The organism is Arthrobacter oryzae (assembly GCF_030718995.1).
In the GTDB taxonomy this organism is placed as follows: domain Bacteria; phylum Actinomycetota; class Actinomycetes; order Actinomycetales; family Micrococcaceae; genus Arthrobacter; species Arthrobacter oryzae_C.
This window is the reverse complement of record NZ_CP132204.1, coordinates 4,425,624-4,442,100: the sequence shown is the minus strand read 5'-3', so window position 1 is coordinate 4,442,100 and position 16,477 is coordinate 4,425,624. Positions and strand designations below refer to the sequence as shown.

The 16,477-nt window shown below is 65.6% G+C and carries 17 protein-coding genes and 1 tRNA gene; 14 read left to right on the top strand and 4 right to left on the bottom strand.

All coding sequences use genetic code 11. From position 1 onward, the window contains the following. Nucleotides 1-311: 311 nt before the first annotated feature. From Q8Z05_RS20480 to Q8Z05_RS20450, 7 genes are all read left to right on the top strand, one after another. Entirely contained in the window at nt 312-731 is a 420-nt protein-coding gene (locus Q8Z05_RS20480) for a DUF3052 domain-containing protein (protein WP_011692305.1), read from the top strand. Between the two features lie 11 nt (nt 732-742). Beyond that, the gene (locus Q8Z05_RS20475; protein ID WP_371745989.1) at nt 743-1,240 is read left to right on the top strand and encodes a peroxiredoxin; all 498 of its coding nucleotides are present in this window, start codon (nt 743-745) and stop codon (nt 1,238-1,240) included. A 4-nt stretch (nt 1,241-1,244) separates the two neighbouring features. Then, nucleotides 1,245-2,165 (top strand): NAD-dependent protein deacetylase, encoded by a 921-nt coding sequence (locus Q8Z05_RS20470; RefSeq protein ID WP_305941355.1) that lies wholly within the window; start codon nt 1,245-1,247, stop codon nt 2,163-2,165. 109 nt (nt 2,166-2,274) lie between these two features. After that, nucleotides 2,275-2,350 (top strand) — tRNA-Val (locus Q8Z05_RS20465). Nucleotides 2,351-2,452: 102 nt separating this feature from the next. Continuing rightward, nucleotides 2,453-2,743: a hypothetical protein gene (locus Q8Z05_RS20460; RefSeq protein ID WP_305941354.1), complete on the top strand. Its 291-nt coding sequence runs from the start codon at nt 2,453-2,455 to the stop codon at nt 2,741-2,743. Nucleotides 2,744-3,063: 320 nt separating this feature from the next. Further along, nucleotides 3,064-3,861, top strand: coding sequence for an IclR family transcriptional regulator (locus Q8Z05_RS20455; RefSeq protein WP_305941353.1), 798 nt, complete (start codon nt 3,064-3,066; stop codon nt 3,859-3,861). Between the two features lie 165 nt (nt 3,862-4,026). Then, complete coding sequence (locus Q8Z05_RS20450; protein ID WP_305941352.1) at nt 4,027-5,376, top strand: MFS transporter; 1,350 nt, start codon at nt 4,027-4,029, stop codon at nt 5,374-5,376. 120 nt (nt 5,377-5,496) lie between these two features. On the opposite strand, the gene Q8Z05_RS20445 is transcribed toward Q8Z05_RS20450, so the two are convergent. Then, complete coding sequence (locus tag Q8Z05_RS20445; protein WP_305941351.1) at nt 5,497-6,909, bottom strand: aminotransferase-like domain-containing protein; 1,413 nt, start codon at nt 6,907-6,909, stop codon at nt 5,497-5,499. Here Q8Z05_RS20445 and Q8Z05_RS20440 point away from each other — a divergent pair. Both Q8Z05_RS20440 and Q8Z05_RS20435 read left to right on the top strand, forming a co-directional pair. Further along, nucleotides 6,908-7,891, top strand: a complete 984-nt coding sequence (locus tag Q8Z05_RS20440; protein WP_305941350.1) for a DMT family transporter — start codon at nt 6,908-6,910, stop codon at nt 7,889-7,891. The two genes, Q8Z05_RS20445 and Q8Z05_RS20440, sit on opposite strands and share 2 nt — an antisense overlap. A 4-nt stretch (nt 7,892-7,895) precedes the next feature. Beyond that, on the top strand, nt 7,896-8,519 hold the full coding sequence (locus tag Q8Z05_RS20435; RefSeq protein ID WP_305941349.1) for an FMN-binding negative transcriptional regulator: 624 nt from the start codon (nt 7,896-7,898) through the stop codon (nt 8,517-8,519). 6 nt (nt 8,520-8,525) lie between these two features. Here the strand turns inward: Q8Z05_RS20435 and Q8Z05_RS20430 are convergent, their stop codons facing one another. Continuing rightward, a complete protein-coding gene (locus tag Q8Z05_RS20430) occupies nt 8,526-9,590 on the bottom strand; it encodes a D-2-hydroxyacid dehydrogenase (protein ID WP_305941348.1) in 1,065 nt (354 codons plus the stop codon). 116 nt (nt 9,591-9,706) lie between these two features. Here Q8Z05_RS20430 and Q8Z05_RS20425 point away from each other — a divergent pair, with 116 nt between their 5' ends. Genes Q8Z05_RS20425 through Q8Z05_RS20415 form a run of 3 tightly spaced genes read left to right on the top strand, consistent with a single transcriptional unit; the run spans nt 9,707 to nt 12,475 of the window. Then, complete coding sequence (locus Q8Z05_RS20425; protein ID WP_371745895.1) at nt 9,707-10,633, top strand: NAD(P)-dependent oxidoreductase; 927 nt, start codon at nt 9,707-9,709, stop codon at nt 10,631-10,633. Nucleotides 10,634-10,646: 13 nt separating this feature from the next. Further along, the gene (locus Q8Z05_RS20420; RefSeq protein WP_305941347.1) at nt 10,647-11,417 is read left to right on the top strand and encodes an SDR family oxidoreductase; all 771 of its coding nucleotides are present in this window, start codon (nt 10,647-10,649) and stop codon (nt 11,415-11,417) included. Further along, the gene (locus Q8Z05_RS20415) at nt 11,417-12,475 is read left to right on the top strand and encodes an L-idonate 5-dehydrogenase (RefSeq protein ID WP_305941346.1); all 1,059 of its coding nucleotides are present in this window, start codon (nt 11,417-11,419) and stop codon (nt 12,473-12,475) included. Before Q8Z05_RS20420 ends, Q8Z05_RS20415 begins: the two co-directional genes overlap by 1 nt. Before the next feature lie 59 nt (nt 12,476-12,534). Here Q8Z05_RS20415 and Q8Z05_RS20410 read toward each other — a convergent pair whose 3' ends face one another. Then, entirely contained in the window at nt 12,535-13,263 is a 729-nt protein-coding gene (locus tag Q8Z05_RS20410) for a FadR/GntR family transcriptional regulator (RefSeq protein WP_305941345.1), read from the bottom strand. A gap of 218 nt (nt 13,264-13,481) precedes the next feature. Here Q8Z05_RS20410 and gndA point away from each other — a divergent pair, with 218 nt between their 5' ends. Then, on the top strand, nt 13,482-14,918 hold the full coding sequence (gndA, locus tag Q8Z05_RS20405) for an NADP-dependent phosphogluconate dehydrogenase (protein ID WP_305941344.1): 1,437 nt from the start codon (nt 13,482-13,484) through the stop codon (nt 14,916-14,918). A 121-nt stretch (nt 14,919-15,039) separates the two neighbouring features. Further along, nucleotides 15,040-15,873, top strand: a complete 834-nt coding sequence (locus Q8Z05_RS20400) for an oxidoreductase (RefSeq protein ID WP_305941343.1) — start codon at nt 15,040-15,042, stop codon at nt 15,871-15,873. Here Q8Z05_RS20400 and epsC read toward each other — a convergent pair. Next, on the bottom strand, nt 15,870-16,454 hold the full coding sequence (gene epsC, locus Q8Z05_RS20395) for a serine O-acetyltransferase EpsC (RefSeq protein ID WP_305941342.1): 585 nt from the start codon (nt 16,452-16,454) through the stop codon (nt 15,870-15,872). The genes Q8Z05_RS20400 and epsC overlap by 4 nt on opposite strands. Between the last annotated feature and the right edge of the window lie 23 nt (nt 16,455-16,477).

Sequence of the window (16,477 nt, the reverse complement as noted above, 5' to 3'; positions counted from 1 at the left end):
GCCGGGCAGGGTCCTATCACGTCTATGGCCTTAAAAATCCAGGGCGATCGCCCCGCTGGCATAGTCGTCACCAGCCACTCTAGCTGTGAGAGCTAGCCGATGCGTAGCCGCTGCCTGACGTCCCTGTCGTATTTGACGTCATACTGGTTGTGTGACGGAACCCGGCCCCGCCGGACCGGCGCCAGGCCCGGGTGTGACGCAGAATAAGTGGGATCGCGGGCCAACAGCTTGAAGAGCAGGCACAAAGGGTGTTGGCTTGTAGTAATGGAAATCACTAGATTTATGCAAATGACTAAGCATTGGAGGAACACGTGAGCGAGGCCGACGCCGCCACTTCGGTAAATGTGGCGGAAAAATTGGGTTTCAAAAACGGGGATCTGATTCAGGAGTTCGGTTACGACGACGACGTCGACTTCGACTTACGTGATGATATTGAGGACCTGACCGGTTCCGAGCTCCTTGATGAGGACGACCATGACGTGGTGGACGCCGTCATTTTCTGGTGGCGGGACGGCGACGGAGACCTGGTTGACACCCTGATGGATTCGCTGACCACCCTGAGTGAGAACGGTGTTGTCTGGGTGCTCACGCCGAAGTCAGGGCGGCACGGCTATGTGTCCCCGGCGGAGATCCAGGAGGCCGCACCCACGGCAGGGCTCCACCTCACCACGTCACCGGGTGTCTCCAAGGACTGGAGCGCAACGCGCCTGGTCACCAGGAAGAACAAGTGACGCTGCAGCAACTGCAGCCCGTGCAGGATGCCGGTGCGGCGGCCGGTGTTCCTGCGGTCGGAGAGACGGCCCCCGACTTCGAACTGGTCAATCAGTACGGTGAACCTGTGAGGCTGTCGGAACTGCGGGGACGCAACGTCGTCGTAGTTTTTTATCCGTTCGCTTTCTCGGGAATTTGTACCGGCGAACTCTGTGAGATCCGGGACAACCTTGCACTGTTCGAGGATGAGAACGCCACTGTCCTTGCGCTTTCCGTGGACAGCAAGTTTACGCTGCGCGCATATGCGGAGAAGGAGGGCTACGGGTTTGACCTGCTGGCCGACTTCTGGCCGCATGGGGACGTGGCTTCCCAATACGGCGTGTTTGATCCCGGCAGCGGCATGGCACTGCGGGGAACGTTCATTATCGACGCCGACGGCATCATCCGGTATGTCGTGGTGAATCCCCGCGGCCAGGCCCGCGACCTGGCCGGTTATCGCGCAGCCCTTTCGGAGCTCGGCGGGAACTGACGGCATGAGGCAGCGGCACCCCGGACTTGGCATGACTGGTTTCGCCAGCCTGCCGCCGGTGGGGGCTGCCGCGCCCGCCCCTGACGAACTTGGCGTCCTCCGGGGCATCCGGGATGCCCTGGCGGGCAACCGTTTTGCACTCCTTACCGGGGCAGGCCTCAGTACGGACTCGGGCATTCCGGACTATCGGGGGCCCGACGCAGCACCGCGGGCGCCCATGACTTACCAGGAGTTCATTGGCCACGCCGGTAACCGCCAGCGGTACTGGGCGCGCAACCACATTGGCTGGTCCCACCTCCGGCGGGCGGACCCCAATGACGGCCATGCGGCAGCTGCCCGGCTGGAGCAGCGCGGCCTGTTGACCGGCCTCATTACCCAAAACGTTGACCGGCTCCACGAAGATGCCGGCAGTGTCAACGTGGTTGACCTCCACGGCCGCTTCGACCGGGTGGCCTGCCTGTCCTGTGCGCGCCGGTATAGCAGGACCCTGCTGGCGGGGGTCCTGGAGGAACTGAATCCCGGGTTCCTGGAACGGGCCCTGGCTGACGGCATGGTGGAGATGGCGCCCGATGCCGACGCCACCGTGGAGGACTCGGCCCTCATCCGCAGTTTCGTCGTGGCGCACTGTCCGGCCTGCGGGGGCAATCTGAAACCCGACTTTGTGTACTTCGGTGAAAATGTTCCCAAGGACCGGGTGGAACGCTCGTACGCCATGGTCGACGAGGCCCGCGCCCTTGTTGTTGCCGGATCCTCACTGACCGTCATGAGCGGCCTTCGCTTCGTACGCCATGCCGCCAAGCAGGAGAAGCCGGTGGTCATCATCAACAGGGGAGCCACGCGGGGGGACGACCTGGCCACGATCAAGCTGGAAGCCGGAGTCAGTGAATCGCTCACGTGGCTGGCAGGCGAACTGCCGGATCTGTGAGCTTCACCTCACTGCGGTCGGGAGGCCCTGCCGATTGGCGTTCCGCCGGTTCCATCCGGTAGAGTTGCTGTTCGTTGGTTGAAGCGCTGAGGCGCCGAGATCACTGTTTGGGTCTTTAGCTCAGCTGGTAGAGCGCCACGTTTACACCGTGGATGTCATCGGTTCGATCCCGGTAGGACCCACCAACGAAACCCCGTCGCAGCAGGCCAAACAGGCCGGTTGCGGCGGGGTTTTTTGTCACCGGTACCAAGGCAAAAACTGTCGGACCCCCTCCATAGTCTTGCGGCATGGAACACGTCATGATGAGGATGGCCCCGGACGGGCGGCCCCTAGCCGTTCTCCGCGGCGGACGCGTATGGACCATCGGGGCGGAGCCGGTCCGCTGGTTTGAGCGTGTCAGCTGGTGGGAGGCTGAACGCAGGATGCCCAAGGGCCTGGGGCGGGTGGATATCGAAGTGTGGCAGGTCCAGGCGAGGCTTGGCACGAACGAAAACTCGGCACTGACCACCATGGAATTAATCCGCGACGGACTAGGTGGAGGCTGGCGCCTGAGGGAGGCAGTCGCGGACGCCGCGTGATTCCTGGAGCCGCGTGATTCCGGGAAGGGGGCTCCGCCGGACATTGGAAAAGCCTTCCACCGCGGCTATTGGGGGATGCCGCGGTGGAAGGCTTGCAATTGAATATACAGTGAATTTTTCGAAATGTGAAACATTTTTGAGGAGTGACGAACCGCGCCCTCCAAGGGTCAAAGGTCCTGTGTTGGGACCACGCCGCTGCGAAGATCGGCCCCCGGGGGCCATAATACGGTGCCCACACATTATGATGGTTACTGTTCAGCTGAATGAACAGACTGGATGAACAACGCATTAACGGACGCGCTTTTAACTGAAGGAGAATCATGGCCGATTCCCGGGCTCCCCGCACCTCCGACGGACTGGGGAGTGCGTCCCCCGCGCCGGCCGTGACGAGGGCTGCTGCCGTGCTGGAGGCACTGGCTGCCTCCGCGACAGGCAGGCTTACGCTGAGCGACCTTTCGCGGGAACTGGGCATCCCCAAGTCGTCGACATCGAATCTGATGTTGGCACTTGAGGAGGCGCGCCTCATCAACCGGCAGGGTGCCGATTTCACCCTGGGGCGCAAACTTGTGGAACTCGGCGCCGCCTACCTCAGCCGGCTGGACGAGGTCCAGGAGTTCTACCGCTTCTGCGAGCAGGCTCCCACCCTGTCCGGCGAAACTGTCCGCATCGCCATGCTGGACGGCACCAATGTGATCTACCTGGCCCGTTATGAAGGGCACCCGGCGGTCAGGCTCACGTCCAATATCGGCGACAAGATGCCGGTGTCGCTGTGCGCCGTGGGCAAGGCCCTCATTGCCCGGCTGCACGATCACGACATCGACGAGATGTTTCCTGATGATGCCGAACTGCCGGTACTTACTCCCAAATCGCTCCGGACCGGCGCTGAGTTCAAAAAGCAACTGCCGGTCATCCGGGAGCAGGGCTACGCCTTCGAGGATGAAGAGTCCACCACCGGCGTCGTGTGCCTTGCGGTTGCGGTCCCCACCAGGGGAGCCCACGGACCGAGCCTGGGACTGTCCGTCACTGCCCTGAAGGCAACCTATTCCCAGGAGCAGGGCGCCATGATGGTCAAGGAGCTGCAGGAACTGGCACGTTCACTCGGCAACCCCATGGGCTAACGAGGGACCGGGCGGGAGATCCCTCACTACCGAAAAAAATCGGATTACATCATTGGCGATCCGTTCAAGGTGCTGTACGCTGTTCAATATAGTGATCGACACCACCGGTGCCGTCGCTATCCCACCAGACCAACGGGGGTCTGGAGTGTTCTTAAGGGAGTGCTAGTGACAACTCGTACTGAATCACCGCTTGCGGATGCGGACGGCGCCGTCGTCGAACCGGAACAACTGCGGAGGGCAACTCTTGCCAGCTCCGTGGGCTCCGCTCTGGAGTATTACGATTTCTACATTTACGGCCTGGCATCGGCATTGATCTTCGGGCCGCTTTTTTTCAAGCCCCTCGGTGAGGACGGTGCCCTGATCGCATCGTTCGCCACCTACGGCGTCGGGTTCGCAGCCCGCCCGTTCGGCGGAGTCATCTTTGGCTATATCGGTGACAGGTTCGGCCGCAAAATGGTCCTGATCCTCACGATCGGCCTGATGGGAACCGCGAGCTTCGCCATCGGCCTGCTGCCGACCTTCGAGCAGGCGGGCATGCTGGGTGCGGTCCTGCTGGTCACGCTCCGCATCCTCCAGGGCCTCGGAGCCGGCGCTGAACAGGCCGGTGCCACCACCCTGATTTCCGAAGTTGCACCGCGCCGCCGTCGTGGTTTCTTCGCTTCCCTGCCGTTCGTCGGCATCCAACTGGGCACCCTCCTGGGTGCAGGCACGTTTGCGCTGATCGCCATGGCGGACAAGGCCGTGCTGGAGGGGTGGTTGTGGCGCGTACCGTTCCTGGCCAGCATCCTCCTGATAGCGGTGGCAATCTTCATCCGGCTGCGGCTAAAGGAAACGCCGGTGTTCCAGGAGCTCGAAAAGCACAAGAACGTGGTCAAGAACCCCGTCGGCCAGCTGTGGAAGCACTCGAAGAAGAACGTGCTGGTGGGCATCGGCCTGCGCATGGGCGAGAACGGCAATTCCTCGATCTATTCCGCGCTCCTGATCGCCTTCCTGGCGGCCAAGGACGGCGTGTTCCCGGGCGATAAGTTCATCGGACCCGTGGGCCTGCTCATCGCCGCCGGCTTTGCCGCCGTCATGGTGGTCACCTTCGGCGCGCTCTCCGACCGTTTCGGCCGCGTGCCGGTCTACCGCTATGGTGCACTCTTCCAGGCGGTCATCGCCCTCCCGGCGTTCTACCTCGTGACGCTGGGCAACGTGACCCTCGTCTGGGTGGTCATGGTGGTAGGCATCGCCATCGGCGTCCAGTCCATGCTGGGCCCGCAGTGCCCGCTCCTGCCTGAACTGTTCGGCTCCCAGTACCGCTTCACCGGGGTGGCCATGAGCCGGGAACTCTCCGCCGTCCTGGCCGGCGGGCTTGTTCCCCTCGTGGGTGCCTCGCTCCTGGCGGCAACGGATCACTCCTGGCTGGTGCTCGCCATCTACTCGCTGGTTCTTGCCCTGATTTCGTTCGCCACCACGTTCTTCACTCCGGAGACCGTGGGCCGCGACCTTGTCCTCACGGAGGACGCCAGCTAGCGTCGGCGGCACCTGGACTGCACTCCACGCCACAAGATTCCACGCGACAAGGCCGTGGCTCCCTCCGCAAGGAAGGAGCCGCGGCCTTTGTCAGCCCGGCTGATTCCAGGCGGGCTGATGCTAGGGGTTGGCGCGTTCCAGTGCCCGGCCGATGACGCGCGCACCCTGCGGAAACGCTCCCGGGTTGGACCCCGAGTAGTTGAGGCGGATGAACGCGCCGGCAGGTTCGGCAGGGAACCACTCCCGTCCGGCGGCAATGATGACACCGTCGCTTTCGCAGTCGCGGGCCAGCCGTTCGAGGTCAGTCCCGTCGGGCACCCGCGCCCAGAGATTCAGCCCTCCCTTGGGGACGTGCTCGATGTGCGCCTGAGGGGCGTGCTCGCGCATGCTGGCGACCAGGAGGTCCCGGCGCGACTGGAGCTGGTGGCGGAGGCTCCGCAGGTGCGTCTGCCATCCCGGCTGCGTGACGACGTCCAGCGCTGCTGCCTGGAGTAGCCCGCTGACATACATCGACTCGGCTGCCCGGTCCGCCAGGATGCGCTCACGTGCCGGGCCGCGTGCGATGACCGCGGCAATGCGGATGGCCGGGGATACGCTCTTGGTCAGCGAACGAAGGTACACCACATGGCCGGAGTCGTCGCGGGAGGCGACGGGCACAGGATTGGTGGTGATCCCGAAGTCGTGTGCCCAGTCGTCCTCCACCAGGAACGCGCCCTTGTCGCGCACCACCTGCAGGACCTCTTCGCCCCGCCCGGCCGCCCACTGCGCCCCCGTGGGGTTCGCGTAGTTGGGTTGCGCGTAGAACAGGCGCGCTCCGGTTTCGTCGAACGCCCGCGCCAGTTCGGTAGGGTCCGGACCGTCAGGTCCGGTGGGTACCGGGACAACGCGGACGCCGGCCTGCGCCGCCGCCAGGATGGCGCCCCAGTAGGTGGGGGATTCCATCAGCAGCGGCTGTCCGCGGCCGGCGAGGGCGCTGAAGATCGAGCTGAGCCCGCTCTGGCTTCCCGGAAGGACGACGACGTCGCTCGGGTTCGGCGGCGTGGTCCCGGCCGGTGTCGATGCGCCGAGTTCGTGCGCGAACCACGATTGAAGTTCCGGCAGGCCTGCTGCGGGGGGACGGGATAACGCCGCTTCACCGCGGGCTGCGCGGGTAAGGGCTGCCCGCACCAGCCGTTCAGGCAGAAGCTCGCGGTCCGGGTAGCCGGAATGGAAAGCGATGGCATCATTTGCCACGTCACGCATGGTGGTGGAGGCCGACGGAAGCGGCGCCAGCGGTGACCTCAAGGCGGCCGTCTGCCAGCCGTAGTCCGACGGGCGCGCGGTCCGGACGGCACGGACGAATGTCCCGACGCCGGGCCGGCTTTCAATGAGGCCCTGTGCGGTGAGGGCCTGCAGTGCCTTCTGCACCGTGACCGGGCTTGCCTGGAACTCAGCGACCAGCGACCGCGTGGACGGCAGCCTTGATCCCGGCGCGGCCTGGGCGATCCAATCGCGCAGTCGCGTGGCAATCTTCGAACTGCTATCGTTGTTCATGAGACCTAATAATAGCGCTACTGTAGTGATTCGCCCAGTGATACCGCCCAGCACCCCCTCCGGACTGTTGTGGGGACTCCTCGGAGTAGCGGCCTTCTCGTTCACGGTTCCGTTCACCAAGGTCGCCGTCGCGGGGCTCTCACCACTGTTCATCGGGTCCGGCCGCGCGGTGGTTGCCGCGGTCTTTGCCGCCTCGGCTTTGGCGCTCGCACGGCAGCGGCTTCCCCGCGGCGTCCAGTGGGCGCGCCTCGCGGTGGTGGCCGCCGGCGTCGTCATCGGTTTTCCCCTGCTGACGTCTTTCGCGCTCACCAGCACGCCGGCCAGCCATGGCGCGGTGGTCATCGCACTGCTTCCGGCCGCGACGGCGACCGCCGCTGTCCTGAGGGGGCACGAACGCCCACGCGCAGCGTTCTGGATTATCACCGGCGTGGGCGCCCTGGCGGCCATAGCCTTCGCGTCCATGCAGTCCGGCGGATTCGGACAGCTGCACTCGGCTGACCTGCTCCTCCTTGGCGCAGTGGTGGCAGCGGCCATCGGCTACGCGGAGGGCGGCCTGTTGGCGCGTGAGCTCGGCGCCTGGCAGACCGTGTCCTGGGCGCTGGTGCTGGCGTCGCCGCTGATGGGATTCCTGACGATGCTGTCCCTGGCCGAGCAGCCCCCGTCAGCCACTCCCGCCCAGTGGGCGTCGTTCGCCTACCTCGGCCTGGTGAGCATGTTCCTGGGATTCTTCGCCTGGTACCGCGGACTGGCCATCGGCCCCATGGCCCAGGTCAGCCAGATCCAGCTCATCCAGCCTGTGTTGAGCATCGTCTGGGCCGCCCTCCTGCTGGGGGAGGCCCTGACCTGGACCACCATCATTGGCGGCCTCGCCGTCATCCTCTGCGCCGGCGCGGCCGTCCGGCTCCGGCCGGCCGCCGGCCCGGCCGCCGGCCTGAACGCCGGTCCGCACGCCGCAAGATCCCTCCAGCCTGCAAAGGACTAGCGCCATGTACACTCCAGCCCACTTCGCCGCCGGACCCGATTCGGTGCGCGAGCTCCTGACCCGGCCGGCCGCAGCCAACCTGGTCACCATGACCCGGCAGGGCCTGCTCGCCACGCTGCTGCCGTTCGTTTTCGACCCCTCGGGCGGCGAACACGGCGCCCTGCACACCCACGTGGCGCGGAACAATCCACAGTGGTCCGAGCCGGTGATCGGAGAAGCACTCGCCATCATCCAGGGCGCTGACGCCTACATCTCACCGTCCTGGTACGCCTCGAAAGCCGAGCACGGGCGCGTGGTGCCCACCTGGAACTACTCCACGGCACACGTTTACGGCACACTGGTGATCCATGACGATCCGGCCTGGCTCGCCGGCCAGGTCAGGCGGCTGACCGACCGTCACGAGGAAGACTCCGACCACCCATGGAGCGTGGACGATGCCCCGGAGCGTTTCATCTCCGGCCAGCTGCGCGCCATCGTGGGCCTCGAACTGGTCATCACCAGGATCGAAGCGAAGACCAAGCTCAGCCAGAACCGGCCCGACGCCGACATCGACGGTGTGGTGGCCGGGCTTGCTCTCCGGGGTCAGCAAGCCATAGCTTCAGACGTCGAGGAGGCCAGGCGGCGATAATGCGCCTTAGTAGAAGTGCACCGTGTCCACGAGGTGGGGGAGCTCCCCGCCATCGAGGAATACGCGCAGGTTGCTGCTGAAGCGTTCGGCGATCAGCCGGTTCTCCGCCGCGCTCAGCGCCGAGGTGTGCGGGGATACCATCACCTTGGGGTGGTTCCAGAGCCGGCTGTCCTGCGGCAGGGGCTCGACGGCGAAAACGTCGAGGCAGGCATACCCGACCTGTCCGTTGTCGAGTGCCTCCAATAGCGCGTCCTCGTCCACCACAGTGCCGCGTCCCACGTTGACGAAGACCGTCCCCGGTTTCATGGCGGCGAAAACTTCGCGGTTGAACAGTTTCTCCGTGTAGGGCGTGCCGGGCAGGGTGTTCACGACGGCGTCGGCGGAAGCGAGCAGGCCGGGCAGGCCGTCGTTGTCCGCAACTTCCGCAATGCCGTCGATCGGCTCCACGTTCCGTTTGGTACCACTGACCTTCATTCCCAGTGCCCGGGCGAGGCGGGCGGTCTCCATCCCGATCTCGCCGAGGCCGGCCACCACCAGGGTGGAGCCGTTCACCAGGCGGGTCGGGGTCCGCAGTTCAGGCCAGATCCTGGCTGCCTGGTCTGCCGCGAGCTCGGCGCTGCGCTTGAAGCCGTTGAGGATGCCCAGGGCAGCGAACTCCGCCAGCGGCAGGGCATGAACGCCGGCTGACGTGGTGACCTTGAATTTCTGGAGGGTTTCCTGGTCCAGCCCCGACGCTTTGACGGCTCCGCCGGCCCCTGCGGCCATGGCGTGGATCCATTGGAGCCGGGGGTTGCTGCCGGCAATGCGGGCCAGTCCGTCGGGGTTCTCGTTGGGGAAGCCATACAGGACGTCGGCCTTGTTGAGCATGTCCCAGTAGCGTTCCTCCTGTTCCGGGGTGCGCTTGAAGTCAGGGTCGCCGGAGTGGTCGGCGGGAAAGCGTTCGGGCGGCAGGAGGGCGGGCTCATAGAGGACGGTTACGGAAGGGTCTACGGCGCGTATGCGCTCCACCAGCTCAGCTTCGAGGGGGACGGCGATTGCGACGGTGGTTTTGGTCGTCATGGTGTTCATCATACTGAATGGAGGCTAGGATATTGAACAGATTTCTCCTCCATTAACCACGATGTAGTGAGGTGCCGCTGCCAATGGATGCGCAGACAGACCACGATGTGACCACGACTTTGCATGAAATGAGAGCCGGATTCGCCGGTCTGGGCCTGATGGGCGGCCGCATGGCAGCCAATCTGCTGAAGGCCGGCTGGAACGTCACCGGCTGGAACAGGTCGGCAGCGGCATTGGACGAGTTTGCCGCCCGCGGCGGCGTCCGCGCTGTAGACGTCGCAGCCCTCCGTGACGAGCCGGTCATCATTTTTATGCTCCCTGACCTGTCCTACATCGAGGAGGCGGCGGCCGGGCTCCTCGCCCTCTGGGCGGCAGAGCCGCCCCGGCCGGGGACCGTCGTCGTGGTCATGAGTAGCGTCTCGCCGGCAGCTGTCCGGGACTTCGGGGCGACGGTTGCCGCCGCAAGCCGGGGCAACGCCGTCGTCGTCGATGCGCCCGTCAGCGGAGGCACCAGGGGCGCCGAGGACGGAACACTTGCCATCATGGTCGGCGCGGAGGAAAAGGACTTCCAAAAGCTCCTCCCGCTGTTCAACGCCATGGGCGGCACGGTCCGGCGCCTGGGGCCGCTCGGATCCGGGTCGCTGGCCAAAGCCTGCAACCAGCTGATCGTGGGAACCACGACGGCGGCGCTCGCGGAAGCTGCCGAGCTCGCCGAACGCTCGGGCATGGACGTAGAAGCCTTGTACGAGGTTCTGTCCGGCGGACTGGCGGGCAGCAGGGTCCTGGATATCGTTGGACCCCGCCTCGCGGCGAAAGACTATGCGCCCACCGGACCCGCGAAGTTCATGCACAAGGATCTGTCCTTCGTTCTGGAAAGTGCCGCCGCCGTGGAGGCCGCCGTGCCCATGGCAGCGGCCGGCGTCGAACTGTACGCCGAACTCAAGCGCCAGGGGCTCGGGGACCTCGACCTCGCCGCCGTCCGGCAAACCATCTCGAATCTCAGCTCGCCCCACAGCCACAACCAGCAGCCACAACCGGCTGCCACGACCAATTGAGGAACAGTAAACGATGAATTCACTTTTTGACCTCACCGGGCGGGTTGCCCTGGTGACGGGTTCCAGCCGGGGGATCGGCAATGCCCTGGCACGGGCGCTGGCTGATGCCGGGGCCACGGTGGTGCTCAACGGCCTCAATCCGGAACGGCTGAAGGACGCTGAGGCCGCGATGGCTGCGGACTACCCGCCGGGGCGCGTGCACGGCTGCGCGTTCAATGTCACGAAGGACACGGAGGCTGCGCGGGGCGTCGCGTGGGTGGAGGAGAACGTGGGCCCGCTGGAAATCCTGGTGAACAACGCCGGGATCCAGCACCGGGTGCCCATGCTGGAGCTGGATGTGAAGGACTGGGAGCGGGTCCTCTCCACGGACCTGACCAGCGCCTTCCTGGTGGGACGGGAGGCTGCCCGGCACATGATTCCGCGCGGCCGGGGCAAGATCATCAACATCTGCTCGGTGCAGACCGACCTGGCACGGCCCACGATCGCCCCGTACATCGCGGCGAAGGGCGGGCTGCGGAACCTGACCCGGGCCATGACGGCGGAGTGGGCGGCGTCGGGCCTGCAGATCAACGGCATCGCGCCGGGCTACATCCACACCGAGATGACCCAGAACCTGGTGGATGACGATCAGTTCAATGCCTGGATCCTGGGCCGGACGCCGGCGAACCGGTGGGGGACTGTGCAGGATCTGGCCGGTCCGGCGGTGTGGCTTGCTTCGGACGGGTCCAACTTCGTCAACGGCCAGACCATCTTCATCGACGGCGGAATGACGGTGGTGGTCTGATGCCCGGCATCCACGAACTCCCCGCCACCTCCGAAGCCGTCGTGGCCCACGCGGCCGGAGACCTTCGCATCGAGGACGTGCCCGTTACGGCGCCACGTTCCGACGAAGCGGTGGTGGAAGTTGCCTTCGGCGGGATCTGCGGCTCGGACCTCCACTACTGGCTGCACGGCGCCGCAGGGGAGTCGATCCTTCGTGCCCCGATGGTCCTGGGGCACGAAATCGTGGGAACCGTCCTGCACGCGGCGGCGGACGGCACGGGACCTGCGGCAGGTACGCCGGTTGCCGTCCATCCGGCCACGCCCGGCCCCGGCGCCGCCCGGTATCCCGAAGACCGGCCCAACCTGTCACCGGGCTGCACGTACCTGGGCAGCGCCGCCCGCTTCCCGCACACCGACGGCGCCTTTAGCCGGTACGCCACCCTGCCGGCCAGGATGCTCCGTCCGCTGCCGGACGGCCTCAGGCTGCGGACGGCCGCGCTGGCGGAGCCGGCCAGTGTCGCCTGGCATGCCGTGGCCCGCGCCGGGGACGTCAGGGGGAAAACAGCCCTGGTGATCGGCAGCGGTCCCATCGGGGCGCTGGCTGTCGCAGCCCTCAAGCGCGCCGGCGCCCGGCGGATCGTGGCCGTGGACATGCACCCCAAACCACTCGGGATCGCCCTCGCCGTCGGCGCCGACGAGGTCCTCACGGGCGACGAAGCCGACGCCATTGCCGCGGTGGAGGCGGACGTGGTGATCGAATCGTCCGGCAGCCACCACGGGCTTGCCTCCGCCATCAAGGGAGCTGTGCGGGGCGGCAAGGTGGTGATGGTGGGGCTCCTGCCCTCCGGTCCCCAGCCCGTCCTGATCTCCCTGGCCATCACCCGCGAGCTGGAGCTGCTGGGTTCGTTCCGCTTTAACGGCGAAATCGACGAGGTCATCGCGGCGCTGGCGGACGGCACGCTGTTCGTGGACCCGGTGGTCACCCACGAGTTCCCGATTGGGCGCGGGCTCGAGGCCTTCGACGTGGCCAGGAACTCGGCTGAATCGGGAAAGGTGCTGCTGGACTTCAGCCGTGGGTAGAGTCCGCGCGAACGCACACTTGCGGCCCTGCCTTGAGGGCCGCAAGTGTACGTTCGCGCTTAGTTGTTCGGCAGGGGGATGAACGTCCTCGGCTGGTCCCGCCAGCTGGCTTCCATCTCGGAGATTGTCTCGCGCATGATCCGGCTGGAAGCCTCCCTGGCTCCGGCGGCATCCCCGGCGGCGATGGCCTCCGCCACGTCCACGTGCCACTGCAGCGCGGTATCACGCGGATGGTCCGGCATGAGTCCGTGGACGGTGCGGCCGGTCAGGGTTTCCGCCACCTGCCCCACGAGGTTGGCGAACATTTCGTTGCCGGAACCAGTGAGGAGGAGGGAATGGAAGTGGATGTCCAGCTGCAGGAACTTCGCCACATTGCCGGCCTTGCCGGCGTCGCGCATTGCCAGGGATACCTCCAGCAGTTCTTTGCGGATCTCCTGGGGGGCGTTTGCGGCGGCCAGTTCGGCAGCGACAGGTTCGACGGCGGAGCGCAGTTCCGCGAGGGACCTGAGCTGGGCGCCGCGGCCCTCGCCGGCCAGGCGCCAGCGGATAACCAGGGGATCGAACGGGTTCCAGCGGCTGGCGGGCAGCACCCGGATTCCCACGCGTTTGATGGTTTCCACCAGGCCGAGGGACTGCAGGACGCGGACGGCTTCGCGTACCACGGAGCGCGAGACCTTCAGCTCGTCTTCGAGCTGCTCAGCCAGCATCACGTGGCCCTGGGGCAGCGCGCCGCTCACGATGCGGGTGCCCAGGTGTTCGATGGCGCGATGATGGAGGCTGGTTGACATAGTCGTAAGCATAATCGTGCCGGGCGGCTCCGCCCGGCCGGACGCCGGCGGCATCATAGACTGTTTTGTGACGCGCCACCTTCCAAAACGTGGTCGCAACTTTCCCGTAGTCGACGGAAATACATATGGTTTATTGACAGCCACTGGTTCTTAAAGCGTGTTCCGCAGGAAGTGCGGAACAGAATGCACACGTTGCACAGAAATGAATTGGAGTTTTGATGTCAGCACACATCGGTGTCACCGGCCTTGCGGTGATGGGGGCCAACCTCGCCCGCAACCTGGCCCGGAACGGCTTCACCGTTGCCCTGCACAACAGGTCTGTTGAAAAGACTGACGCGCTGCTGGAAAAGCACGGACACGACGGCGACTTCGTGCGTACCGAAACCCTCCAGGAGCTTGTCGATTCCCTGGAGAAGCCCCGCCGCGTACTCATCATGGTCAAGGCCGGCAAGCCCGTCGACTCCGTGATCGAGCAGCTTGAGCCCCTGCTGGAAGCGGGCGACATCATCATCGACGCCGGCAACTCGCACTACGAGGACACCCGCCGCCGCGAAGCCGCACTGGCCAAGAAGGACCTGCACTTCGTCGGCATTGGCGTCTCCGGCGGTGAGGAAGGCGCCCTGAACGGCCCGTCCATCATGCCCGGCGGTTCCAAGGAGTCCTACGACGCCCTCGGACCGCTGCTGGAAAAGATCGCAGCCAACGTCGACGGCCAGCCCTGCTGCGCCTGGATCGGCACCGACGGTGCCGGACACTTCGTCAAGATGGTCCACAACGGCATTGAGTACGCCGACATGCAGGTCATCGGCGAAGCCTTCGACCTGCTCCGCTCCGGTGCCGGCATCGAACCGGCCGAGCAGTCCAAGATCTTCGCCGAGTGGAACAAAGGCGAGCTGGCTTCGTTCCTGATCGAAATCTCCGCCGAAGTCCTGGGCCACGTGGACACCCGTACCGGCAAGCCGTTTGTCGACGTCGTTGTTGACGCCGCCGGCCAGAAGGGCACCGGCCGCTGGACGGTCATCTCCGCGCTGGAGCTGGGTTCCCCGACGTCGGGCATCGCGGAGTCCGTGTTCGCCCGTGCCCTCTCGTCCCAGACCGAACAGCGCAAGCTGGCCCAGGAACTGCTCGCCGGCGAGGAAATCGCCGTTGAGGTCCCGGAAACATTCGTCGAGGACGTCCGCCAGGCGCTGTACGCCTCCAAGCTGGTTTCCTACGCACAGGGCCTGGACATGCTGACCTCCGCCGCGAAGGAATACGGCTGGGACCTGAAGCTGGACGAGATCGCTTCCCTCTGGCGGGGCGGCTGCATCATCCGCGCGGAACTGCTGAAGGAAATCACCAAGGCTTACGCAGCTGAGGACAAGCCGGCCAACCTCCTGTTCGCGCCGGCCTTCACCAAGGCCATTGCCGAGGTCCTGCCGGCCTGGCGCCGTGTGGTTGCCACTGCTGTCCAGCTGGGTATCCCCGTCCCGGTATTCTCCTCCTCACTGGCCTACTACGACGGCCTGCGCCGCAAGCGCCTGCCGGCCGCCGTCATCCAGGGCCAGCGTGACCTCTTCGGCGCGCACACCTACGGCCGCGTGGACGCCGAGGGCACGTTCCACACCCTGTGGGGCGAAGACAAGTCCGAAATCGAGGCAGTGGACACCCACTAGCTTCAACGCAACACCGGCGGTGACACCGCCGGTGACGTCAAATGGCCGGCGCTTCCCGGATACTCTGGGAGGCGCCGGCCATTGTCGTTAAGCCGGCCACTGTCCCTAAGGAGTGCAACCCATGTCCCAGCCAGTCGCCCTTGTCACGGGTGCGTCCACCGGTATCGGGTTCGAGGCCGCCAGGAAGCTCAGCCAGCACGGCTTCACCGTGTACGCGGGCGCCAGGCGGGTCGAAAAGATGGAGCCGCTGAAAGAGTCCGGCGTAAAGGTGCTGGCGCTGGATGTCACGGACGAGGCGTCCATGGCGGCAGCCATTGGCGGAATCCTGGAGGCACACGGCCGGATCGACGTGCTTGTGAACAACGCCGGCTACGGCTCCTACGGTTCCCTGGAAGAAGTGGAACTGGCTGAAGGCCGGCGGCAGTTCGACGTCAACGTCTTCGGCCTGGCGCGCATGACCCAGCTGGTGCTGCCTGCCATGCGGGCAGCGGCACAGGGGAGGATCATCAACGTGTCCTCCATCGGCGGGAAGATGTACGAGCCCCTCGGCGCCTGGTACCACGCCACGAAATTCGCCGTTGAGGGCCTGAGTGACTCCCTGCGCCTGGAACTCAAGCCTCACGGCATCAGGGTGTCCATCATCGAACCCGCGGGCACACAGACGGAGTGGGGCGGCATCTCCGGCGAAAGCCTGCTGGAAACATCCGGGCACGGCCCGTACCGGGACCAGGCGAAAATAGTCGCCGCAGCGCTGGCCTCCACGGCGGGCTCCGGCATGTCAACCCACCCGGACGTCATTGCCGATGCCATAGTCCACGCCGCGACGGCCGCGCGTCCGAAGACGCGCTATCCCGTCGGTAAGGGTGCGCGCACCATCCTGACCCTGCGAAGGATCCTGCCGGACAGCGTGTTCGACGTGGTGCTCTGGGCGATCTACAAGCGGTTTTCGGGCTAGATCCGGTACTCGATGTAGTACTCGGCCGGGTCCACGGCAGGTTTGGTCTCGCGCTGGGCATCGCGGTGGCGCCATGTTGCCGGAACACCGGTGATGATCGACTCCGGCGGGGCGTCCTTGACCACCACGGCGTTGGCACCAACGGCACTGTCCCGTCCGATGGTGATGGGGCCCAGGATCTTGGCGCCCGCGCCGATGGTCACACGGTCCCCGATAGTGGGATGCCGCTTGACCTTCGCCAGCGAGCGTCCGCCCAGGGTCACGCCGTGATAGATCATGACGTCCTCGCCGATATCCGCCGTCTCGCCAATGACCACACCCATGCCGTGGTCGATGAAGAACCGCCGGCCGATGGTGGCTCCCGGGTGGATTTCGATCCCGGTCAGGAAACGCGCCAGCTGCGAAATGAGGCGGGCCGGAAAGCGAAGCGACGGATTCTGCCAAAGCTTGTGCGTCAGGCGGTGCGCCCAGATGGCATGGAGGCCGGAGTAGGCAAAAAAGTTCTCAAAAGAACCTCGAGCCGCCGGGTCATGCGACCGGGCGGCGTCGAGGTCTTCCTTAAGTCTTGCGAAGAAGCTCACAAAGACCTTTCTACAGGAAACGG